18 protein-coding genes, 1 pseudogene and 2 riboswitches are annotated in these 23,760 nt (G+C 43.3%); of the genes and pseudogenes, 2 read left to right on the top strand and 17 right to left on the bottom strand.

Annotated elements, in window-relative coordinates; genetic code table 11:
* Positions 1-69: 69 nt before the first annotated feature.
* The 13 genes and pseudogenes from ACWI_RS08245 to ACWI_RS08185 all read right to left on the bottom strand — a co-directional run bounded on the left by ACWI_RS08245 (position 70) and on the right by ACWI_RS08185 (position 17,869).
* On the bottom strand, positions 70-1,887 hold the full coding sequence (locus ACWI_RS08245) for an ASKHA domain-containing protein (protein WP_070370946.1): 1,818 nt from the start codon (positions 1,885-1,887) through the stop codon (positions 70-72).
* Positions 1,888-1,968: 81 nt separating this feature from the next.
* Complete coding sequence (gene gcvPB / locus ACWI_RS08240) at positions 1,969-3,396, bottom strand: aminomethyl-transferring glycine dehydrogenase subunit GcvPB (RefSeq protein ID WP_242871597.1); 1,428 nt, start codon at positions 3,394-3,396, stop codon at positions 1,969-1,971.
* 2 nt (positions 3,397-3,398) lie between these two features.
* Entirely contained in the window at positions 3,399-4,718 is a 1,320-nt protein-coding gene (gene gcvPA / locus ACWI_RS08235; protein ID WP_070370945.1) for an aminomethyl-transferring glycine dehydrogenase subunit GcvPA, read from the bottom strand.
* Between the two features lie 25 nt (positions 4,719-4,743).
* The gene (gene gcvH / locus ACWI_RS08230; RefSeq protein ID WP_070370944.1) at positions 4,744-5,127 is read right to left on the bottom strand and encodes a glycine cleavage system protein GcvH; all 384 of its coding nucleotides are present in this window, start codon (positions 5,125-5,127) and stop codon (positions 4,744-4,746) included.
* A gap of 11 nt (positions 5,128-5,138) precedes the next feature.
* Positions 5,139-6,239 carry a glycine cleavage system aminomethyltransferase GcvT gene (gene gcvT / locus ACWI_RS08225; RefSeq protein ID WP_070370943.1) on the bottom strand — a complete coding sequence of 367 codons (1,101 nt, stop codon included), beginning with the start codon at positions 6,237-6,239 and terminating at the stop codon, positions 5,139-5,141.
* A gap of 45 nt (positions 6,240-6,284) precedes the next feature.
* Positions 6,285-6,354: riboswitch (glycine riboswitch) on the bottom strand.
* Between the two features lie 3 nt (positions 6,355-6,357).
* Positions 6,358-6,437: riboswitch (glycine riboswitch) on the bottom strand.
* A 45-nt stretch (positions 6,438-6,482) separates the two neighbouring features.
* Positions 6,483-7,832, bottom strand: a complete 1,350-nt coding sequence (locus tag ACWI_RS08220) for a uroporphyrinogen decarboxylase family protein (protein WP_070370942.1) — start codon at positions 7,830-7,832, stop codon at positions 6,483-6,485.
* A 38-nt stretch (positions 7,833-7,870) separates the two neighbouring features.
* On the bottom strand, positions 7,871-9,874 hold the full coding sequence (locus ACWI_RS08215; protein ID WP_070370941.1) for a hydantoinase/oxoprolinase family protein: 2,004 nt from the start codon (positions 9,872-9,874) through the stop codon (positions 7,871-7,873).
* A gap of 101 nt (positions 9,875-9,975) precedes the next feature.
* Positions 9,976-11,448: pseudogene (locus ACWI_RS08210) on the bottom strand (trimethylamine methyltransferase family protein); the annotation flags it as partial.
* Between the two features lie 27 nt (positions 11,449-11,475).
* Entirely contained in the window at positions 11,476-12,114 is a 639-nt protein-coding gene (locus tag ACWI_RS08205) for a cobalamin B12-binding domain-containing protein (RefSeq protein WP_070370939.1), read from the bottom strand.
* A gap of 396 nt (positions 12,115-12,510) precedes the next feature.
* Positions 12,511-14,115, bottom strand: coding sequence for a BCCT family transporter (locus tag ACWI_RS08200; RefSeq protein WP_070370938.1), 1,605 nt, complete (start codon positions 14,113-14,115; stop codon positions 12,511-12,513).
* A gap of 76 nt (positions 14,116-14,191) precedes the next feature.
* Positions 14,192-15,661, bottom strand: a complete 1,470-nt coding sequence (locus ACWI_RS08195; protein WP_070370937.1) for a trimethylamine methyltransferase family protein — start codon at positions 15,659-15,661, stop codon at positions 14,192-14,194.
* Positions 15,662-15,734: 73 nt separating this feature from the next.
* Entirely contained in the window at positions 15,735-17,198 is a 1,464-nt protein-coding gene (locus ACWI_RS08190; RefSeq protein ID WP_084633575.1) for a trimethylamine methyltransferase family protein, read from the bottom strand.
* 32 nt (positions 17,199-17,230) lie between these two features.
* On the bottom strand, positions 17,231-17,869 hold the full coding sequence (locus ACWI_RS08185; RefSeq protein ID WP_070370936.1) for a cobalamin B12-binding domain-containing protein: 639 nt from the start codon (positions 17,867-17,869) through the stop codon (positions 17,231-17,233).
* Between the two features lie 814 nt (positions 17,870-18,683).
* Here ACWI_RS08185 and ACWI_RS08180 point away from each other — a divergent pair.
* On the top strand, positions 18,684-19,391 hold the full coding sequence (locus tag ACWI_RS08180; RefSeq protein ID WP_070370935.1) for a helix-turn-helix domain-containing protein: 708 nt from the start codon (positions 18,684-18,686) through the stop codon (positions 19,389-19,391).
* 17 nt (positions 19,392-19,408) lie between these two features.
* Positions 19,409-20,098 carry a vitamin B12 dependent-methionine synthase activation domain-containing protein gene (locus ACWI_RS08175; protein WP_070370934.1) on the top strand — a complete coding sequence of 230 codons (690 nt, stop codon included), beginning with the start codon at positions 19,409-19,411 and terminating at the stop codon, positions 20,096-20,098.
* Between the two features lie 99 nt (positions 20,099-20,197).
* Here ACWI_RS08175 and ACWI_RS08170 read toward each other — a convergent pair whose 3' ends face one another.
* The 4 genes from ACWI_RS08170 to ACWI_RS08155 all read right to left on the bottom strand — a co-directional run bounded on the left by ACWI_RS08170 (position 20,198) and on the right by ACWI_RS08155 (position 23,711).
* Positions 20,198-20,587 carry a PaaI family thioesterase gene (locus tag ACWI_RS08170; protein WP_070370933.1) on the bottom strand — a complete coding sequence of 130 codons (390 nt, stop codon included), beginning with the start codon at positions 20,585-20,587 and terminating at the stop codon, positions 20,198-20,200.
* An 82-nt stretch (positions 20,588-20,669) separates the two neighbouring features.
* Positions 20,670-21,245 (bottom strand): class I SAM-dependent methyltransferase, encoded by a 576-nt coding sequence (locus tag ACWI_RS08165; protein WP_070370932.1) that lies wholly within the window; start codon positions 21,243-21,245, stop codon positions 20,670-20,672.
* A gap of 118 nt (positions 21,246-21,363) precedes the next feature.
* The gene (gene nspC, locus ACWI_RS08160; RefSeq protein WP_070371041.1) at positions 21,364-22,500 is read right to left on the bottom strand and encodes a carboxynorspermidine decarboxylase; all 1,137 of its coding nucleotides are present in this window, start codon (positions 22,498-22,500) and stop codon (positions 21,364-21,366) included.
* A gap of 11 nt (positions 22,501-22,511) precedes the next feature.
* Positions 22,512-23,711, bottom strand: coding sequence for a saccharopine dehydrogenase family protein (locus ACWI_RS08155; RefSeq protein WP_070370931.1), 1,200 nt, complete (start codon positions 23,709-23,711; stop codon positions 22,512-22,514).
* Positions 23,712-23,760 lie beyond the last annotated feature (49 nt).

Here is a 23,760-nt window from a genome sequence, read left to right as displayed (position 1 = left end):
TCTTTAATAAACACCTTTTGGGGTCATTATAAAATAACCATGGGAATCGTTCACTTTGAATCTTGCCAGCTAAAACCGCATGGCCATCAAGTATTCATCCTGAAAGTCAGGATTCATTGACAGTTCAATATGGGTGGCTGAACTAGCCAGCAGTTCAGCCTCCTTCCGGCACTGCATCGATAACAGGGCCATGCTGGCCCCGGAACCGGCGGCATTACCAACGCTGTATATTTTATCAATTCCGATATCTGGAAGCAATCCAATTCTTAGCGCACTCTGCTTGTCAATGTAGTTGCCAAAGGCACCAGCAATCAGAATTCGATCAACATCATCCATTGAAAAACCATTGTATTTAACCAAAGTACACATCCCCGCCAGCATTGCTGCCTTTGCCAATTGAACCTCACGAATATCACTCTGATTGATCAGAATGGTTCGACCATTGTTCTGATAAAGGACAAAGGCCATCCCCAGATCCGATTTGATCAGTCGATCACAGAGTTCTTTTTCAATTCCTGCTTCAATGGCTTCTTCCTTTGTAATAATCCGGCCATTTTTTGTGATTATATTGACATTTAACAATTCTGCAACCGCGTCAATCAGTCCTGATCCGCAAATTCCGACTGGCTTATCCCCATCGATGATTTTAAGAATAATCTTACCATCCTTAATTTTCACACCTTCAATGGCACCTTCTGCCGCCCGGATCCCGTGATGAATGCTGGCACCTTCAAAGGCCGGGCCAGCAGCCGTTGAACAAACCAGTATTTTACCATCATGTATAAAAGAAACCTCGCCGTTAGTTCCAATATCTATGGCCAGGGTGATGCCTTTAAGCTTTTTGATATCCGTTGCCAACATCCCTGCAACAATATCCGATCCCACATGTCCGGCAACGTTTGGCAGAACGTAAACATTCGCCAGGGGATTAATACCCAAACCATAATCTTTTGCCAATCCGTTAACACCTTGACAATAAACTGGCGCAAAGGGTGTCCGAGCCAGTGATTCAGGATCAACGCCCTGGAAAAGATGGCTCATAGTTGTATTCCCTACTACAGTCACATCATAAATATTTTCCGCATTGATCTCATTTTTAATGCTGAAGGCCTGAATCATCTCATTAAAGCACTGGATGATCTTCTTCTGCATAAACAACAGATTCCCTTCCCCTTCTTTCGTAAACTGAATCCGCGTTATTACATCTGCCCCAAAATTGCTCTGTGGATTCGTCCTGGCCTCAATATCAAGTAATTCTCCGGTGTTGAGATTCCAGAGTAAGGCAACCACCGTAGTGGTGCCAATATCAAAAGCCAGGCCATAATGATGCTCCTCAGTATTACCAGCCTCCAGAGCAATCAGCAGATCGTTTCTCAGTACTGCTGTTACTTCGCCCTTTTTTTCCTGTAACCTTGGATGAAGTTGCGGTAAGAGCTGGGAATCAATCGTCAGCTTTTCAACATCAAGGGATTCTTCAAGCCGTTTCAGATCATTCTTCTGATACTTTATCGTCGCTTTTCTGACTTTGACATGACGTTTCAATAAACGAATATCCGATTTGAAGCCGACCGGCAATTGGGTTATATCTTTTTTTCTGCCGGATCCGCCATTAATTAACGGGACATCGACAACCATATCCGTTTTTACCAGTGTCTTACAAGCCAGTCGAAATCCAACCTCAACCTCTTCAACGGTCAAAATTTTCTTCTCAGCGGTATCCAAACCTTCGGTTTTTCCTTGAGCAATCCGCACCTTGCATTTTCCACAGGTTCCCGATCCATTGCAGCTGCCATCAATAAGCACGCCAGCAGCGGCAGCGGCTTCCAGCAAGGTGATATTGGGGGGGACATCGATTGATTTTTCCCCCGGATGGAACAGTATTCTCATTGTCGCATCTCCTGTATTTGAACAAAAGAACCGCTTTTTGTCAATTAATCCAAAAGGAGGTTCTCAGGTATTTTGTCGCATTTAAAATAAATATCGCAGTTTTGGGTTTCTGGCAGCATTCAGTTCATCCAGCCGTCGAACCGCTGTTTTGATGGGTGCCTGATGTAATGCCTCCGCATTTTCATGAGATTGAGTGAATAAACGTTTCAGGATACTGATGGCATGATCCAAAACTTCCTTGGACTCTGTTTCAGTGGGTTCAACCATCAATGCTTCTTCGACTATCAATGGAAAATACATGGTGGGCGGATGAATGTCATTATCCAATAATCCTTTTGCAATATCCATGGCTGAAATGCCTGTCTCCTTTTTTAACTGTGACAGACTCATTACAAACTCATGCATGCAGTGTTCCTCATAGGCCATATCGTAGCAGTCAGCTAATTTTGCCATCATGTAGTTGGCATTTAACACTGCATGTCGGCTGGCCTCTGGAATCCCTGACTTGCCCAGGGTCAACATATAGGTTAATGCCTTGACAACAACCAAAAAATTTCCGTAAAAATTTTTCATATTGCCAATGGTTTTTTCCGGCTTAAAAAATGCAAAGAATTCTTCCCCGGTAACCATCAATCCCGGTAAAAATGCTGCCAATTGGCTTTTACAGCCTACCGGTCCGGAGCCCGGTCCACCGCCGCCATGAGGCGTTGAAAAGGTTTTATGCAAATTAACATGGATCACGTCGAAACCCATATCGCCGGGTCGGACGATTCCCATAATCGCATTAAGGTTTGCCCCATCATAATAGTTCAGTCCTCCAGCCTGATGGACAATCTTTGTAATTTCCAGAATATTTTTATCAAACAACCCCACCGTATTCGGATTTGTGAGCATCAGTCCGGCAGTATCCTCACCTACCACTGCTTTTAGTTTTTCCAGATCAACACAGCCATCAGCCAACGAAGTGATACTGATCACTTCAAATCCAGCCATGGTGGCACTGGCCGGATTGGTGCCATGGGCTGAATCCGGGACGATTATTTTTGTTCGCTTTAAATCACCCCGGTTTTCATGATAAGCCTTAATTAGCATTAATCCAGCAAATTCGCCATGCGCTCCGGCCGCGGGCTGCAACGAAACAGCATCCATTCCGGTAATTTCACACAAACAGTTTTCAGCTGTTTTCAATACTTCCAGACAACCTTGAACCGTGGTTTCCGGCTGCAAGGGATGAATGTTTGTAAAGCCGGATAACCCCGCAATTTCTTCATTGATTCGAGGATTATATTTCATGGTGCATGAGCCCAGGGGATAGAAGCCATCATTAACACCATGGGTCTTTTTCTCCAGTTGGGTATAGTGCCGACTGATATCATTTTCAGAAAGCTCCGGCAGATGCAAGTCTATTTTTCGACTTTGCGCTACTGGCAATTCTATGATTGGCACATCACATGCCTCAAAAATGGTTAATCCCCGTTCCTGGATGCTTTTTTCAAAAATCAAACTCACCTTTATACCTCCTTGAGAATCTGGATCAATGCGTCGATCTCATCTTTACTATTCACCTCCGTGCAGCACCAGAGAATTTGACCAGTGTGTTCTCCGGTTAACGGCAAACCACCAAGAATGCCATTCTCGACCAGCACTCCCATAATTTCTTCTGCTTTACCCTTGTCCGCCGTGACAAATTCATTAAAGAATGGTTTGTCATAAACCGTATCATAACCAATTTCTGCCAGCCGCGTTTTTAGATAGGCTGCTTTTGACATGCTCTGGTTTGCCACTTCCTTTAGACCCTTGGGCCCCACTGCGCTCAGATAAACTGCGGCCGTCATCGCACACAAAGCCTGGTTGGAACAAATATTACTGGACGCTTTTTCCCGGCGGATATGCTGTTCCCGAGCCTGCAACGTTAGTACAAAAGCCTGTTTTCCTTCCAGATCGGTGGTTTCTCCAACTATTCTGCCAGGTAATTTTCGAGTCATATCAGCCTTACAGGTCATAAAGCCCAGGTAGGGACCGCCAAACCCCAGGGGTATCCCCAATGGTTGACCTTCGCCGACGGCAATGTCGGCCTGACATTCAGCTGGTGTTTTCAGAATTGCCATGGCAATGGGATTAACCCCCATAATCAATTTTCCATTTGCTGCATGAACCCGTTGTCCAATCTCCTCAGCTGCTTCGATGATTCCAAAATAGTTGGGCTGTTGAAGATATAGACAGGCAACCCCATCATCCAATTCTTTTTCCATCAATTCAATATCGGTTTCCCCATTTTTTTCCGGAATCACCACTACTTCCATGCCATTTCCATGACAATAGGTTGTAATGGTATCAATAACCCCCGGATTTACTGTCGCCGATACCAATGCCTTATTTTTTTTTCGCATTTTACACATCGCAATCGCTTCTGCGGCTGCCGTTGCGCCATCATAAACCGATGCATTGGAATCGTCCAAACCGGTTAATTCGCACATCATCGTCTGGTATTCAAAGATGGTCTGAAGAATGCCCTGACTGACCTCTGCCTGATAAGGCGTGTATGCGGTCAAAAAAGCTTCTTTAGCGGTAATTGACTTCACAATCGATGGAATATAGTGTTGATAAGCGCCAGCTCCCCGAAAAATGGATTTAAAAACCTGGTTTTTCTCAGCCATAGCAGTCATTTTTTTATTAATCTGCGTCTCAGACATGCCTTCTGGCAATTTAAGACCATCTTTAATGATCATTTCCTCCGGTATTTGACCAAAAAGGGTATCGATTGAATCAATCCCGATTGCTCGCAACATTTCCTTTTTTTCGTTCTCAGTAGCTGGTATATAGTTCCCCATTAATTTTCCTCCTCAGATCAGTTGCTTAATGTTCTTCCGTTTCGATGACTTGTTCATAAACTGCAGCTTCCAGCAATTCCCCTTTTTCGGTAATAGCTTCCAGTTTAACCAACCACATCCCATAGGGGTCTTTATTGATCAGTTCTGGTGAATCCAGCAGTTCTTCATTAATTTCCCGAACCATGCCGCCAACTGGAGCATAGATATCTGCGACCGATTTGACCGATTCCACCTCTGCAAAGCCTTTTCCAATTTCCAGCAAATCGCCAATTTCCGGGAGTTCCACAAAGACAATGCCGCCCATTGCATGCTGGGCAAAATCAGAAATACCAATGGCTGCAGTACCGTCATCTTCAAATTTAATCCATTCATGGGATTTTGCATAAAGCCGATCATTTAATATAGTCATTTTTTCTCCTCCTAAACGGTTAATGCCTGGCCCTTTTTATAAAAAGGCAGGGCTACAATTTCTGCGACCACTTTTTTATTACGTACTTCCACTTCAACTTTTGTTCCGATCTGAGTACAGGAACTATCTAACAAGGCCATTGCAATCGGATAGCCTAAATAGGGACAATGGGTGCCGGAGGTAGTATGTCCCACTTCGACTCCATCGAGTAAAACACGTTGTTGCTCCCGGATAATCCCTCGGCCAACTACCTTCAACCCTACCCGCTTGATTGCCGGATCACCCTTTTCCATGATGGCTTTTTTACCAATAAAATCTTCCTTTGTCATTTTTACAGCAAAGCTCAGACTAGCCTCCAGCGGATCGACTGTATCATCCATTTCATGACCATAAAGCGGCATGGCGGCTTCCAGCCGTAGGGTATCTCTAGCCGCCAAACCACAGGGGATTAAGCCTTCTGGCTGCCCAGCTTCCAGTAAAGCATCCCACATTTTAGGACCATCCTCTGCAGCTGTGAAAATTTCGTAGCCATTTTCTCCGGTATAGCCAGTCCATGAAACGATACAGGGAATCCCCGCCACCAGACAATCAAAGACCGCATGATAATATTTTTGCGGAATGTATTGATCAGCTGTTAGTTTAGCAAGGATAGCTGGCGCCAAAGGGCCCTGAATAGCCAGCTGAGCCACTGATTCGGAAATATCTTTAAATTCAGCCGCACCAAATTGATGGGCGACCATCCAATTAAAATCCTTATCTTTATTAGCCGCATTAACAACAATGTAATAGTCATCTTCGCCGCGCTTGTAAACAATCAAATCATCCACCATACCGCCGTTTTCATGACACATTGGGGTATAACGGGCTTGTCCGACAACCATGTCGGTGAAATCATTGGTCATGATCTGATTCAGATTCTTAAGGGCATCTTTCCCTTGACAGGTCACTTCGCCCATGTGGGATACATCAAACAGACCGGCCTTCGTTCGAACGGCCATATGTTCTTCAATAACGCCTTGTTCATATTGTTCAGGTAAAAGGTAGCCAGCAAAAGGAACCATATTTCCATGATGCTGAATGTGCTTGTCATATAAAGGGGTTTTTCGTTCCATTTTTATTCCTCCATTGTTTTATGAATTGACCGCAATCAATTTTGCCTCTGTCCTTTTACCTGAAAGATTCCCACTACTACTGGTTGCTTCTTCGGTACATCATTGTTCTCCAGAGTTTCGTCCAAATTTGATCCTTTTGCCTGAGAGTTTTCGCATTTCACCTTCGGCGCTGTTTCCAGTCTCTCTCAAATTCTTCAACCGAACTAGTTTAGATTTATGTATCCATTCATTTTATTTGTTCTATTACATTAATTCCTTGATCGCAGCAATCAATTCTTCACGAGGTGGAATGATTGAAGACCACCGCACTTCACCATTGATATAAATGGAAGGAAGATGCTGAACACCCATTTTTTGAGTCCGGGCAATATCTTCTTTTATATTGTATTTATATTCTGCCATATCAAAATCATCGCCCATAATTTCTTTAACATCTTTTACGGCATTTACCATATAGGTACAGGCTGCACAGGTATCGGCATCCAGGGTAAACAGTTCTACAAAAGGTTTCGTCAGGGCCTGATAATCTGGCAACTCGATATCCATGAGCGAACCGGCCGTTTCATGATTCTTGACCATTTCTCTGGATTCATCAGTATGTTTAATTGCCTGAACACAGGCGATGGTGTTATCCACCGGGATTTTAAATGGCATATCGCAACCCGGGCTGACAACCAGATTATGATGATCAATGCCATCCAGCATATCCACCACATATTTCATGTTATCCAACTGATTACCAAAAAGCATCACCGTGGTTAAAGGAATATTCCCGCAAATCGTCACATTATATTGATCCGTGATTTTCTTGGCTTCGACAATATTGACATTTTCATCGATGGAAATCCCATCAGCCCGTGATCGTGCCATGACATCCATCTGGTTCGTTGCATCGCCACAAACAAATAGACAGCTCAACACGCCCATGTTGCGAATTTCGTCGAAAATCGCCTGGAAAGAAGACAGGAAATGTGCCTCAATGGCAGATGGTGAAATCTGACTGATAATCGGATCGACCACGGCAATGACATCCATCCCCGCTTCAACATAGTATTTTGCCAAGGCTATATTAACTTCGGCACAGAATGCAACCAGTTCTTCGGTATAGGTTGGATCCGAAATAATATCCATAAAGAAATCCGTTCCCCGCAGATGAGAAGCCAGCGTGACCGGGCCACAAAGCAATCCATAAAGAGCAGTATCATCACCGACTGCTTTTTTTACCCGTTCACAAACTTCCATGATCATCGGAATCCGACCGTCCGTTTTCTTGGGAATCTGGCATTTGCACGGAATTTCTTTTGTTTTTCGCAGGGGGTGCTTTACAACTGATGGCGGGTTTTCATCTGACCACATCAGCTTGCAACCCAATATTTCCGCTTCAATCTGAAGATCAAACACAATAGGCATCCCATCAGGGGTATACAGTTTGTGTACATTCATTAGTGCATCAAAAAGTTTATCGCCATCAGTAAGAATTTCTGTTGCAGTATAACCTTTCATAAAAGCGGCGTGAACCCCTGTGAATGGCACCCATGCCACTTCATCTGTTTTTTCATGTCGTAATGTTTTTAGAATCGTTTCTTTTCCCATTTTTTCCTCCATTTAGCTATTCGCTGATTTTAAAATTTTTATCGCAGTTTTAGATTACCACTTGCTGTAGCACTTACTTTATAGCCCATATACAGGGGCCCGAATTCAGTTTCAGTCACCATTTCTTCATCTTTGCTATTCAGTGTCAGATTTTCGTCTGCACCGCGGTTTAACGCTTCTTCCCTGGCCTTTTCTTCAGCCAGCGCCCTGGCAAAGGCTTTTCCCTGCTCCAGATCTTTAAAGAATTGTCGTTCTCCACCGCCATATACCACGTAATCATCCGTCTCCTGATTATACGACAAATCAATATTGACCGTTGCACTGACCTTACCAATGATCGCCCCCAGAGCATTCGCTACCTTTGAATGTTCCGAAGCATAGGCCTTGGTTCCCAACATTTCGGCCACGTCTTCCAGGAAAATATGGGTGGGTGCGCCGACACCAATAAGGGCTGACGGGGTGGATAAGCGACAACCAAAGAATTCCGTATGCCCGCTGCCTTCTTTTGCCCGGATGTAGTTATTATGAATAATGCTTTCAAGCTGTGTTCCCAAACCCGTTTCTCTGATCTCAGGGAAAGCATCTTCAATCATGATTCGCACGATATTAAAATATAGTTTTTGCTTAACTGCATCATAGATCGCTTCACACAAGTCATCTGGTGTGACACCCAGTGTCCGAGCCATGATATTGACGCCACACTGGGCTGCATCGCGATTATATTTTATAAAATCGCCCCGGATATGCATCACATCGGTAGGGGTCACCCCGCATCGTATTAAAACCCCTTCTCTGACCATCCGCTCGATTTGAGAAAGAAGAATGATCGTCTCCATTTTCTTGCCTAAAGCTGCCAGACTCATGGGATTGTGGTACAGATTTGCTGCAATTTCTTTTTCCTGATGTGAGTATCCAGAACGTTCGCTGATGTCTTTTAGCCCCAGATAAATATCTTTTTGCTGATTTCGATGAAGGGCTCGGCTTTGGTTTTCCTTATCCAAATAATTGACCAACTCCGGATACTTTTTGGCTGCGATGCATAGCGGCATCACTTTTTCGTTTTCCAGCATCAGTTTACCATCATTGATAATGACACCACTGTCACCGCCCAAACCAAAGGTATCGACAAAGAGACCTTTGACAAAGGTATCCCATTTACCAATTCGCACCCCCGTTTTAACGCGCTGGGGTGTCCCTTCTTTGACAAAAGCAATATCCGTTGTGGTTCCCCCCATATCGATGATCATCGCATTTTCTTCCCGGGAAAGCTGGACAGCTCCCATTACACTGGCAACCGGTCCACATAGAAGGGTTTCAACCGGCCGAGTCGCTGTGAATTTTTCAGTCATCAGACTGCCATCGCTGCGAACAATCACAAACGGCGCTTCAATTTTTCGCTCTGCCAGCGCTTTTTCCACAGAGCTTAGAAATTCTTCAATGACTGGAATAAGCCGCGCGTTTAACATCGCACTTGCGCCCCGCTTGACGATATTATTTTCGGAGAATAGCTCATAACCGCAGACTGAAGGAATATTCAAGCTGTCCTTTATCATCTTGTGTGCTTTTTTTTCAAACTGGGCACCTGTTTTTTTGGCATACATTTCCACAATGCCCACTGCATCGCAGGATTCGAAATTTTCGTTCAGTTTTTCTTCAAACGCATCCCAATCCGGTGCCTCGACAATCTTTCCGGTTGGTTTGGTTTTACTTCCTATGAAGTAAAGACTATCATCCATCGTCAAGCCATAATTCTCACCGACCTTTGATACCGTCTCTTTTTCAATACCAAATAATACCAGTTTCGCTCGTCCACCCTTATTTTCGACACAGGCATTGGTGGCCAGGGTTGTTGATAAAGCAATGACTTCCGCCTGTTCAACACACTCCCGCGGTAATTTATCCAGTGCTTTTCCGATTCCGATTGACAAGTCTTCTTTGGTTGTTAGGGTTTTTCCATAGGCGATAATCGATTCGTTCTCAAAATTATAAGCAACAACATCTGTACAGGTGCCGCCAGTATCAATTCCAATTCCAATTTTCATTTCTCTGTCCTTTTCTTAAATCTGCGCAAAAAAAACCGGTACGATGATGAGGCACGCCGTTGTACCGGTTTTTTGGTGTGGTTTTTTATATTATTTTTATATTATTTTTTTGTTTTTTGTTCCGCTGCTGCATCGACTTCCGCTAAAATGGCATCAATCGCTGCATCTTGTTCTGGTGTTAACGCTTTTGGAACATAATTTTCAATAATATCGATCGTACGTGCTTTTACGCGTTGTTCATATGTAGTTGCGCCAGCATTTTTCCAACCTTCGAAATCAGCACGATCAGTCAGATCCGGTTTCCACATTTCTTTATTGTATTTCAGGGTGTGTGGTTCACTTAAATAATGTCCTTTTGGCCCAACTGCTTTAATGATATCCATTGCCATATGATCTTTATCCATCTGTACCCCATCAAAAATTCGACGCATCTGGCTGATGGTTTCGTTACAGGATACCAGTAATTCAAACGAGAAGGTTAATCCATAGTTTAAGTATCCAACATCATGATTTAAGTTAACACCGGCATAACCAATTGAGAAAATAAATTCAGATGCTTCCATTGTCGCCTGAGCATCAAACACTTTACTTCCTGAACAACCCGTGAAGCCCCATGTTGGCAATTCATATAAATCCCGGGCAATCTGAGCTAGGGTAATGTTATTAACAATTGCTTCTGGGGAACAATAGGTAGGCTGCATACATTTTAAATCCATGTTATACATGCCCCCACCAAATACGATCGGAGAACCTGGGTGAGCTAACTGATGAATAACCAGTCCAGCCAGACATTCGGCATTTCCCTGAATCAACGCACCGGCATTGGTGATTGGACCGGTTGCACCTGGCATCATACAAGGCGAATAGTTGGTAGGAATCTGATTTTCTGAACAATAGATCAGTTTATCCACCGCTTCAAAGGTGTGAATCAGTGGTGAGTTCGGTTCATTGTACATTAAAAACAGTGGTTTTCTGGCTAATTCTTCCATGCTGCCACGGATTGCCACAGCCATTTTTGTGATATTGCTGATCGATTCACGATCTGCAGCTGTAACAACTTGTGGTTTTGTCGAATTACGAACCATGATTGAATATTCATGTTCATAAGAAGTCACCGGGTAATCGTACATCAGCCCACAACACATTAAAAAGTCCATTTGTGGCAGGGCATCAATAATTTTTGCACCATCTTCCATGTCTTTGGTGGTGAAGTTTCGATGTTCTCCGGTGTAAACATCCAGTAATGTCGGACAGTCTGAGCCGGTGCCAAAGTACGCTTTTCTGCCGCCGAGATCCATGGCTACATCACCATCCCGGTCATAAACATGAATATGTGAAGGCGCCTGTTTTATCGCCCATTCGACCAGTCCATGAGGGAAGTAAACAGTTTTTCCTTTTACCGTACATCCGGCTTTTTTAAGCATCTCCCGTGCGCCTTCATGCTGAATGACGCTGCCCACTTCCTGCAAAATTTCAAGTGTGGAAGTGTGAATTTCTTTCATTTCATCTTCATTTAAAAACCGAAGTGGTGAGCCACATTTTAATACATTATTATAATTTGAACGATCCATATTAGTCCTTTCTTCTCTATCTCTAAATTCTTACGCTACGACGAGTTTTTTACACAACTCAACGGCTGATGGTGCATTGGTGGTATACCCGTCTGCCCCAATCTGGTCAGCAAAGATCTGATTAACTGGCGCACCGCCGATTAAAACCTTGACCCGGTCCCGAAGCCCGGCTTCTTCCAGTGCTTCAATCGTTTCTTTCATGGCATACATGGTTGTGGTCAACATCGCCGACATTCCCAGGATCTGAACATCATCATTTTCCTGAATCGCTTCGACAATATCATCCGGTTCAACGTCCATACCCAAATCAATGACTTCAAACCCGGCGCTTTCAAGCAGCAGCACGACCAGGTTTTTGCCGATATCATGCATATCACCTTCCACGGTGCAGAAGACGGCTTTTCCCAATACTTTTACATCTCCAGCTGCCAGCAGCGGTTTAATCCGATCGACACCCATTTTCATCGCCTTTGATGAAATCAACAGCTCAGGTACATAAACCTCGCCCAGTCGGAATTTTTCACCCAGTACATTAATGGGATCAATCAATCCGGCATTTAAAATGTCCATCGGCGCATTTCCTTCTTCCAATGCAGCCTCTACGGCTGCGACGACATCGTCAATTCTTCCTTCTTCGACTACTACAGCTAACTCTGTGATTTTTGACATGTTTTTCTCCTTTTACTTGTGTGAGTTTTTTAATTTTAAGCATGTGATCAATAAAAAAGAAGTCGACCCAACAAATCGTTGAATTCAGACTTCTTTGTCTTTTCCAATAGCTTGGAATAACTTATTAAGTTGGTATTATTTTACATATTTACAGACATTGGGTCAAATCGGTTTAGTTTCGTTATAAGAAATATTCACAGTCCCTTGTTTCTTTAGAGTGTTCATTTTTTATATGCAATCCTATAATTTTTGATCAAAAAGGTTGTATTTCGAAATTTTAATATGTAATTATATTTAAACGAAACTTTTTTTGTTAATATCGCTGAATTTTAAAACGCCACAAAAGCCCAGGAATCCTGGACTTTTGCAAATCGAAATAATGCACTCATTGATATTCTATTCTTCTACGATAGTAATTGTTGAATTAAGTTTAGCCAACTCACTTTCCAATTCGGGTAACCCCGTATCTTTAAAATCAGTCACACTGTTTTTCTCAGTTGCTTCCTCATAACTGGAATCCGTTCGTACCAGCTTAACCAGTGCAAAAATCGCCCCGATCATAACAAACGCAAATGGAAATGCCCCAACAATCGAAATGCTCTGCAACATCGATAAGCCGTTTTCAGTTCCAACCAGTAATACCAATGCCAGCGCTGACTCGAGCAATCCCCAGACTACCTTAATCTTATTGGAAGGATCCAGATTTCCATCGGAGCTGAATACGCCCAATACAAAGGTTGCGGAGTCTGCTGAGGTAATAAAGAAGGTACAAACCAGTACAAGGGTGATCAACGAAAGTAGGATTCCCAATGGATAATGGCTAAATACCACAAAGCATGCGGTTGACGTCGTACTAATCGCTTCTGCAGCAATTTCTGGCCCCAGATTTATCCCCATGCTGCCAAAGACGGAGAACCAAATAAAGGTTAATAGTGATGGCACCAGTAAAACACCAGCCACAAACTCGCGAATCGTCCGACCTTTGGAAATTCTGGCAATAAACGAACCGACAAATGGCGCCCAGGCAATCCACCATGCCCAGTAGAAAACGGTCCATCCACCATACCATTCCGATTCACCAAAAGCTCCAATGGCAAAGGTCTGCCCAATGATATTCTGGAAATAATTACCAATTCCTTCGGTGAAAAATCCTAACGCCATAACCTTTGGTCCAACCAGGAAGGCAAGAATGACAATAACTCCCGCTAGCGCCATGTTCGTATTTGAGAGAATCTTAATCCCTCTGCCGATGCCTGAGACTGCCGATGCAATAAACAAACAGGTAACAATCACAATAATGGCGATCTGAACCGTTTTTGATTCCGGTACCCCAAACAGGTAATTGAGGCCACTATTAATCTGCATGGTGCCCAAACCCAGTGAAGTGGCAACCCCAGCAACGGTGGCAAAAATAGCCAGCACATCAATGGTTTTACCAAACCAGCCATTGACCTTTTCTTCACCAACAAGCGGTATGAAAATACTGCTGATTTGGCCTTTTTTATTTTTTCGGAACTGCATAAATGCCAAGGCTAACGCCATTACCGCAAAACAGGCCCAAGGATGCAGTGCCCAGTGTAAAAATGATTTTTCAATGGCAAATTCAGCCGCTGCCCCAGTACCCGGCTCAACATACAATGGGCTGAGGTAATGGTTAAGTGGCTCAGCTACACCCCAGAAGATTAAACCGATTCCCATCCCAGCTGAAAACAACATAGCAAACCAGGAAGTCGTGCTATACTCCGGCTTAGAATCATCAGCCCCCAAACGAATATTTCCGTACTTGGAAAACCCGATCCAGAGACTGAATAATAAGAATGCTGCAACCGAAGCTGTGTAAAACCAGCCAAACTGTCCTGTTAAAACACCGAATGCCAGGGAGCCCACAGCTTCAAAATTCTCTGGTGCAAAAACACCCCAGGCAACAATGGCCAGTGTGATCAAAAGTGACACGATAAATACTAAATTTGATTTCTTTTTAACTGTTCCTTGCGAATTCATAATACCCTCCTTAATAAGTTATCTGTGATAATGCGTGTTATCTGTTTGAGGATCATTTCGATTTTATTTTTTCTCGCTATTTTTTCTTGTTTTTGCCGATCCGTTCTACCGAAGCTTTGTAAATGTTCTCTATTTTTTCCACAATCTCCGGATCCAACGGTTCAGGGCTGTGCGTTTCCAGAATATTTGCTACCCGTTGCTTCATCCGCTCATACATTCGGGTTGGTTTAATGGCCGGATCATAGATGGTGTGATCAAACAGGGTCGATTCCCATACTTTTCTGAAGTTTTTCAATGTATGCATTTCTGTAATAAATGTTCCGCCAGCACCGACACTTCGGATCAAATCAAGTGCCAGGGTTTCTTCATTAATAGTCATCCCTTCTCTGACGCGTCTGGCATAACTGATAATCTCATTGTTCATGACAATCTGTTCCAGTGCTGCTGACATCGCCCCTTCAATGAAACCGGCATCATGAATCAGATGCGCACCATTTAGACAGGAGGTCAGACTGGTCATCGAGCCTTCAATTGCCGCCTGTTCATCCACAAATTTAGAGTCAGTAATGTTGGCAGTTCCCCAGATTGGAAGATTCAGATAATGGAGCACATCATAGCAGGCACCATTTCCCAGACAAAACTCAGGGCTACCATAACAAACATTAACTGGCTTCATATCCACACTGAGGTTAATCACCCCACCCACATAAACACAGCCTTCATTGACCAACTGACTAATCACTAACCCGGTTAGCACTTCCGCCAGCCCAACAACAACCGACCCTGCAAGGGTAACCGGGGTCAATGTTCCCAATTGGGAATCCGACAGGTAAATCGCGGGAATATTGTTTTCACAACAGTACAACAGTTTTTCCAAAGAATCTTTGGGATGAGTCAAAGGGGTCACCGGATCTCCAACGTAAATTCCCACAAACGGCTTTTCCTTAAAGGCTTCCACACTTCCGGCAACAGCACCGCACATTTCAATAATCTCAGCGATCCCTTCAGGTGAATTTCCCCAGCCAATAATGGGTTTAGTTGTATTCTGGAGCATCATCTTCATTTCCATAACTTCGGCATTATTTGCTGGCCCGTCATTTGAACCGGATAATGACATGACAAAATCAATATTTGGCAAAGCATCTGCCACTATCATACATTTTTTTGTATCATCTGAAACGGATGTCCGTCGCTCTTCTGACTCGAAGTCACAGAAATAGGGATTCGTCGGGCCCAGACCAAAATAACTGTTGGTTCCGCCAATCTCCATCGCTGGCTCCCCATTTCGATTATAAAGTGTAAACGAGCTGGGAGCTGTTTCAATTGCTTTAAGAACCAGCTCCCGGGGTATCGTTACCTTTTTTCCATTTACTGGACAACCAGCCTTTTCCAAAATTTCCAGAGTTCTTTTTTCCCCAATTATCTGTTCTGCGGTCTCCATAATTTCTAAAGTTGCTTCGATAATTACTTCGCATTCTTCTTCTGTGATTGTTGTATATTTTGCCTTGTTGGCAGAGTAATAGGATTTAATTCCTTCGATGGCCATTTAATTTCCTTCCTTTTCTGTATAGCCAAAAATAATTACGCCATTGTAATTATTTTTGGCTTTATCATTGTGTCTATTGTTGTTCCAGTTCTCGTTCTCTTGCATCGGCAGCTTCCAGTATCGCCACGACTTTGTCATCCAACTCTTTTGGTAACATGTTCAGTTCGCCGTTTTCAATGATATTTCTAACCATCTCATTAGCCCGCTGACCCATCGTTTTTGAACCCAGATCCCGCCAACGATCATATTCGTTTCGGTCTTCGATTTCCGATTCCCACATCTCGCTGTTGAATTTTCGAGTCGAAGTCTGTCCCAAATAATGGCCTTTTGGACCCACCTCCTTGAGATCCTGCATACACAGGTATTCAGGTGTCATATTGATGCCGTCAAATAGGCGTCGCACCCGACCGATCACATCGTTCATCATAACCACCAGATCCAGCGAGAACGCCAGACCAAACGCCGTGTAACCGACATCATGGATAACATTGGCACCTGATAAGCCAGCCAGGGTAATATATTGCGTTCCTTCTAAAACAGCCTGTTCGTCAGGTAGCTTTGAACTGGTACAACCAGCGGTACCCCAGGTTGGCAACTGATAAAAATCACAACCCATTTCTGACATCGCCAGTGACTCCATCATCGTTTCTGGTGAAGCATAGGTTGGCTGGAGACTCTTCATATCCATATTGGTGATAATCGCCCCGTATAGGAATGGTGCACCTGGTCTGGTCACCTGGGCAATAACCAGTCCCGCCAGACATTCCGCATTAGCTTGGATCAATGAACCGGCACAGGTCATTGGCCCAGTAGCGCCATTCATCGGGATTGGTGCATAAAGAACCGGCAAATTGCTTTCAGCCATGTACATTACCTTTTCAACCGATTCTTTGGTGCAGACAAGTGGGGAGGTTGGTTCACAATAGAGAATAAACATTGGTTTTTTAACCAGCTCATCCATTCCACCTCTGACAACCGAAGCCATTTCGACCACATTTTTTGTCGATTCCAGATCAGCTGTAATAACTACCTGAGGTTTAGAACTATAACGGATCATCGCTGCATACTCATGCTCATAGGAACTTTTCTGATGCCCATAAACCTGAGCCATTGACATCATATAATCAATATAAGGCATGGCATCCGCTACTTTGACACAATTTCTATTATCTTCTTCATTACAGAGTCTGATTTCACCGGTAAAGCTGTCAACGATGTTCGGACAAGCTGAACCGACTCCGTAATAAGAGTTTTTTCCACTGACATCCATAGCAAATTCACCGCCACGGTCATAGAGTAGAATTCGTGAGGGCGCCTGTTTAATCGCCCATTCGACTAAACCAGGTGGCATCGATACCCGCTTTTTATTAACGACGCATCCGGCTTTTTTTAATAATTCGATCGCACCTTTGTGTTGTACTTCAACGCCAACTTCTTGCAGCAGTTCTAATGTACAACTATGAATTTTTTCCATTTCTTCCCGTGTCAGAAAAGATACGCCTCGTGCGCCCATAAATCGTGTGTTAAATTCTTTCATAATTTACCCTTCCTATTTTCCAGTTTCGATAACTAAGCAACAACCAATTTTTTGCACAGCTCAACGGCTGATGGTGCATTGGTGGTATACCCGTCTGCCCCTATCTGGTCAGCAAAAATCTGATTGACCGGTGCACCGCCGATTAAAACCTTGACCCGATCCCGAAGCCCTGCTTCTTCCAGGGCTTCGATGGTTTCCTTCATGGCATACATAGTCGTCGTTAACATCGCCGACATCCCGACAATCTGAACATCATCATTTTCCTGAACTGCTTCTACAATATCATCCGGCTCGACATCCATCCCCAAATCAATGACTTCAAAACCGGCACTTTCAAGCAGCAGCACGACCAGGTTTTTGCCGATATCATGCATGTCACCTTCCACGGTGCAAAAGACGGCTTTTCCCAATACTTTTACATCCCCAGCTGCCAGCAGCGGTTTAATCCGATCGACACCCATTTTCATCGCCTTTGATGAAATCAGCAGCTCGGGTACATAAACCTCGCCCAGTCGGAATTTTTCACCCAGTACATTAATGGGATCAATCAATCCGGCATTTAAAATGTCCATTGGCGCATTTCCTTCTTCCAATGCAACCTCTACAGCTGCGACGACATCGTCAATTCTTCCTTCTTCGACTACTACAGCTAACTCTGTGATTTTTGACATGTTTTTCTCCTTTTACTTGTGTGAGTTTTTTTATTGATCATGCTTGTGGCTAAAATTAAACGACTGAAACAATAAGTTTTTCACAATCCTTTGGGATTCCTTCCTGAATTTCTCTTGAACAAAAAAAGATCCATCATTTAATTTTGAATTAAATTGATAGACCTCTTTGTCTTGATCATACCGTATTCTTTTTCAAGGACGTTCAGAGAAGTGTTTATTTCATCTTAATAACTAAGATAACTTTAATTAGGGGGCTAATCCACTTCTCTGATTACCTAAAACAATGTTTCTTCTCTGATGATCTCAGAAATATCTGAATCCTGGTTATTCACAAATTACAAAACACTTAAACAAAAAAAGCCACCTAATTCGCTAAATTAGAGTGACCTCCTTGTCATTTCGTATAAAATTATCTGCGTTTAATTCATTTGTTTTTTAAATATTAACTCATCCTTTAACATATGTCAAACAATGGTAGTTTCGTATTAAGAATCTTATCGTAAATATAGTTTCGTGATATGATTTTTTTTATTCTAATTTTTAATCTTTTACTGATTTGGTACATAATTTTTACTAATATTAATCTATAATTATATTTAAAAGAAAACTTTTTCAGTTTTTCATCATTAAAGTCAATTGCCGTATTTACAAATTGTAAAGGAAGTGCAATCATTAATGCGTTGACAGGATTTAGTATTCTGTATACAATACCACATAATGAAATTCTAATAATTAATAAACAAAATTGTGCATTTTAATTTTTTTTCTGCCCCTCATTTTTAGGAAGAACACTTCTCCGGAAAGGAAAGGTACTATGGAATCTATTTCAGTTTATGTCGGCAAAAAAATTAAATTTTACCGAAAACAAATGAATTTATCAATAACACAATTTTCAGACTTGATCAACAAGAGCAAATCCACCATATCCAAATATGAAAATGGACAGATCTCTATTGATCTGCAGACCCTTTATGAAATTGCCCAAGCCTTGAACATTGGCATTCATCAGCTAATCGATTATCAAACTGACACCCTGCCTCTTCCTAGCAATTCAAATAGCCCTTTCGGCGGACAGCGACATATGCACCTCTATTTTTACGATGGACGAAAACGACGGATTGTAAAATCATTTCTAACAATTAATCCCAGTTCAAATGAAAATGATTTCTGTTGTAGTTTTTACATGGACATTCCATCTTTTGAAAACTATGAAAAATGTTCCTTTTATTATTTAGGTTCCGTAGAATCATATGATCTGGTCACCTATGTCAACCTTATTAACCAGGCAAATCCGATCGAGAAAATGAGTTTTTGTATTTTAAACTCTTTGTACTATCAATCAATAACCTGGGGATTGATGTTTGGTATCTCATATCGTCCCATTGCACCGTTTACATTAAAGTTTTTGATGTCATCTTCCCCCTTAAAAAACGAGGAAGTTACTATGGATCGCTTAACGCTAACTCCTGATGAAATTAAAACCATTAAATCCCTAAATATGTTTATTCTTGATTCCATTTAGAAGGGAGCTCTTAAAAAATGCTTACCAAAAAACACATCTTTACGATTCCGAAAGCAGAATTAACCCAGGTCTATACTTATTTTAAAAAGCATACGAACATTGATTACCCCAACGTTCCAAAAAAATATGTCACACCAGTGACAAGTGCCTATGATTTTTTAGCTGAAGACCTTGAGATTGATATTGTACTCCAAAGCTTTGATCTCTCAGCAATCCAGGAAGATCGGGTAATTCTACAAAATGGAGAACATTTTTCCGGAAAAATGCCTGGTAGAATTCTCGAAAATTCCGAGAAAGTCATCTGCTTTGTCTCAAGCATCAAAAATTTTGATGCCAAATCTCAAATACTAAATGATTCAATGGAGTCGTATTTTTTCGATATCTGGGGAACCTCTTTTATTGAGAATGCACAGTCCTGGTTAAAGGATTATATTTCAAATGGATTAAGCGAATTAAAACTAAAAAGAACACATGTCTGGAATCCAGGTCAACATCAATTCGAACTGAATAATCAACGCTCCATTTTTAAACTATTGAATCCGGAAGATATCGGCATCCAACTTTCACCAAGCATGAAAATGACACCGATCAAGTCAATCTCAGGGATCATGGGAGTCATCAAGCACGATGAAATAAATGATTTAAATCCCTGTGACTTTTGCTCACTTCATAAAACCTGTCGGGTCTCAAAATCCACCTGTTCATAACCCATTTTTTAGCATCATCCTCAATACTTCAAAAAAATATAAAGCCCCACTGTCGATGGATCTAATCTCCATCAACGGTGGGGCTTTGATTATTAATAGCTAATTTTTGCTAAAGCCGGTAGCCGTGAATTTGGCAACCAGCACCGCATTGTCTTCATCAAAAATATCCACAGTGTAGTTGCAAAGACTTCGGCCGGAAGAGGTTTCGGTGGCTTTGGCCAGCAGCGTTTTTCCCTTAGCCGGTTTGAAATAGTTAATATTGGCATTAATGCCGACCGTTACTTTTCCGCCAGCGTTGGCTGCCGCCGCAAAGGCAAAATCAGCCAGAGTAAAGATGGCCCCGCCCTGGACAATCCCAACCCCATTGAGGTGCTTTTCCTGGATCGCCATTCTTACTTCGGCATAGCCCAGATCTACCTTGACCAGTTCCAGCCCGACCAGTTTGGCAAACTGGTCGTTTTCGATGATCACAATTTTCTCTTTATCCATCGTTTTCCCTTTCTGATGTCTTAACTGTCTGGTAATTGCATAACTGCCGTGAGTATTGTGTTCATTTCACAATTACCTGGTCTTAACTGTTTTTCACCATAACCAGGCCATAGAAATTTTCAGTGAAAGCCTGAGTTTTCTGGCAATAAAAACCAATTTCTTCCAGTATCGCAATGACGTCATCTTTTGCAATGCGGTGATCAATCGGTGGTCCCATTTCGGTTTGGGCTTTTTCCCAATCAACAATCGCCAGTTTACCTCCGGGTTTTAAAATCCGGCTGGTTTCTTCCAGAAACTGGTTCTTATCAACAATTTCGTGGATCACATTGACCAGTAGTGCAAAAGAAACCGCTTCATCAGGAATCAGCAGATCCAGTTCTTCGGTTTTTACGGTTTTTATATTGTTCAAACCCGCTGCCTCGCTACGCTGTACAACCTCTGCCAGCATTTCTGGGGAGGTATCCAGGGCATAGGCGCTGTTATCACCAATCATCTTGGCGGCCGGAATCGTAAAATAGCCAATCCCACAGCCGATGTCTGCAAAAACATCAGCGGCCTGCAAGCCCAGTTTTTCCAGGGTTTCAACTGGCGGCAGATTTTCCCTGCGCCACTCATTATCCAGTTTGTTTTTATTGATCGGATTGAATTTATGTGCCATGATTTTCTCCTGCATTTTAATTTTGAGACAACTATTGTAATTCGAGCCATTATATCATAAAATTCAGTAGAGTTCACTGAAAATAAGTCCGTTAATTTCGTAAAAAACCGATCATCCTTCAGGACAATCGGTTTTTAAAATCTTCATAGCCAAATTGTTTCACCATCTGAATGGTTTTTTCCTGGCTTAAGATGGCAATGGCCGGGAGATTCATGCCGTTAAAGGTATTGTTTTTAACCATCGAATAAATGGCCATATCACAGAACACCAGGCGGTCGCCAATTTTTAGCGGTTGCTCAAAGCTGTAATCACCGATAATATCCCCGGCCAGGCAGGTCGGTCCGCCCAGCCGATAGGTAAATGGTTTTTGATCTGGTTGGGCGGCCCCGATAATGTTGGGCCGGTAGGGCATTTCCAGTACATCCGGCATGTGACAGGCGGCCGAGGTATCGAGGATGGCATTGTGAAGGCTGTTATCAACGAGATCCAATACCGTCGCCACCAGAAACCCGGTGTTCAGGGCCACTGCTTCGCCGGGCTCCAGATAAACTTTCAATCCATATCTTTCCTGAATCCGCTTGATACAAGCAATCAGTTTTTCGAGATCATAATCATCCCGGGTGATGTGATGACCGCCCCCGAAGTTGAGCCATCTCAGCTGCGGCAAAAATTCACCAAAGTTTTCTTCCACCGCTTTCAGAGTCTCCTCCAGTGCATCGGCGTTCTGCTCACAGAGGGTATGAAAATGCAGACCGCTGATGCCTTCCAGCAATTCTGGTTTAAACTGATCCCGGGTGACCCCCATCCGGGATCCTGGTGAACAGGGATCATAGATGGCGTGATCCTGGGTGGAGCATTCCGGATTAATCCGGATCCCACATTCTCGGCCGGCAGCAAGGGCTTTCGCCTTAAATTTCTGCCACTGATTGAAGGAATTAAAAACGATATGGTCGCTGTATTTGATAATTTCGTCAAACTCATCGTCACGATAGGCGGTGGCAAAGACATGGGTTTCCCCCCCCATTTCCTGATGGCCCAGCCGGGCTTCAAAGAGCCCGCTGGCGGTGGTGCCAGCCAGATAGCGGCCGATCAGGGGGTAGAGCGCAAACATCGAAAAAGCCTTTTGGGCCAGCAGAATCCGACACCCGGTGGCTTGCTGGACCCGATCCAGAATTTTTAAGTTTTTAATCAGCAGGCTTTCATCGACCAGATAACAGGGCGTCGGCAGTTCCTTGAAAGCATCCGTCAATTCCATTTCTGCCATGCTTAATCAACCAACTCCGGTTCAAAACTTTCCTGCCAGGGCAGGCCCCATTTGTTCAGGGCTTCCATAAAGGGATCGGGATCGAACTCTTCAATGTTGTAAACCCCGGGTTTTTGCCACTGGCCGGTCATTACCAGCATTGCGCCGATCATCGCCGGTACGCCGGTAGTATAGGAGATCGCCTGGGAACCGACTTCTTTGTAGCATTCTTCGTGATCACAGACGTTGTAGAGGTAGTAGGTTTTATCCTGGCCGTCTTTTTTGCCCTGGAAGATGCAACCGATATTTGTTTTTCCTTTGGTGCGGGGGCCGAGGGTTGACGGATCGGGTAAGACAGCAGCTAAAAACTGTAGCGGAACGATCATTTTGCCCTCATATTCAATCGGCTCAATCGACGTCATGCCGACGTTTTCCAGACATTTCAGGTGGGTCAGATAGCTTTGTCCAAAGGTCATAAAGAAACGAATCCGTTTGATCCCCTTGATATTTTGACCCAGTGATTCCAGTTCTTCATGATGGAGCAGATACATATCTTTAGGGCCAATTTCCGGGAAATTATAAACCCGCTTGATTTCCATCGGCTCGGTTTCAATCCACTGTCCGTCTTCCCAGTAGCTACCGTTAGCGGTAACTTCGCGAATATTGATTTCGGGATTGAAGTTGGTGGCAAAGGGATAGCCGTGATCACCGGCGTTGGCATCGAGAATATCGATATAATTGATCTCATCAAACTGGTGCTTCATGGCATAGGCTGAAAAAACACCGGTCACACCGGGGTCAAAGCCACTGCCCAGCAGGGCGGTAATCCCGGCTTTTTCAAACCGTTCCCGATATTCCCACTGCCATTTGTATTCAAATTTAGCAGTATCTTCCGGCTCATAATTGGCCGTATCAACATAATGGGTTTTCGTGGCCAGACAGGCATCCATAATGGTCAGATCCTGATACGGCAGGGCCAGGTTCAAAACCACATCCGGCTTTTCCTTTTCAATCAGCGCAATCAGCTCATCAACATTGTCGGCGTCAACCTGGGCGGTGGTGATTTTGGTGGCTCCGCCATCCAGTTTCTCTTTTAAGGCATCGCACTTGCTTTTGGTTCGGCTGGCAATGCAGATTTCGGTAAACACGTCGCTGTTTTGACAGCATTTATGAATGGCCACACTGGCAACACCGCCGCAACCGATAATTAATGCTTTTCCCATAATTTGTTCCTCCTTAATATTTTCTCTAATACTTTAGGTTATCTCTCAA

Source organism: Acetobacterium wieringae, from assembly GCF_001766835.1.
GTDB classification, from domain to species: Bacteria; Bacillota; Clostridia; order Eubacteriales; family Eubacteriaceae; genus Acetobacterium; species Acetobacterium wieringae.
The sequence above is the reverse complement of the archived record's forward strand: the minus strand, read 5'-3'. Positions and strand labels throughout refer to the sequence as shown.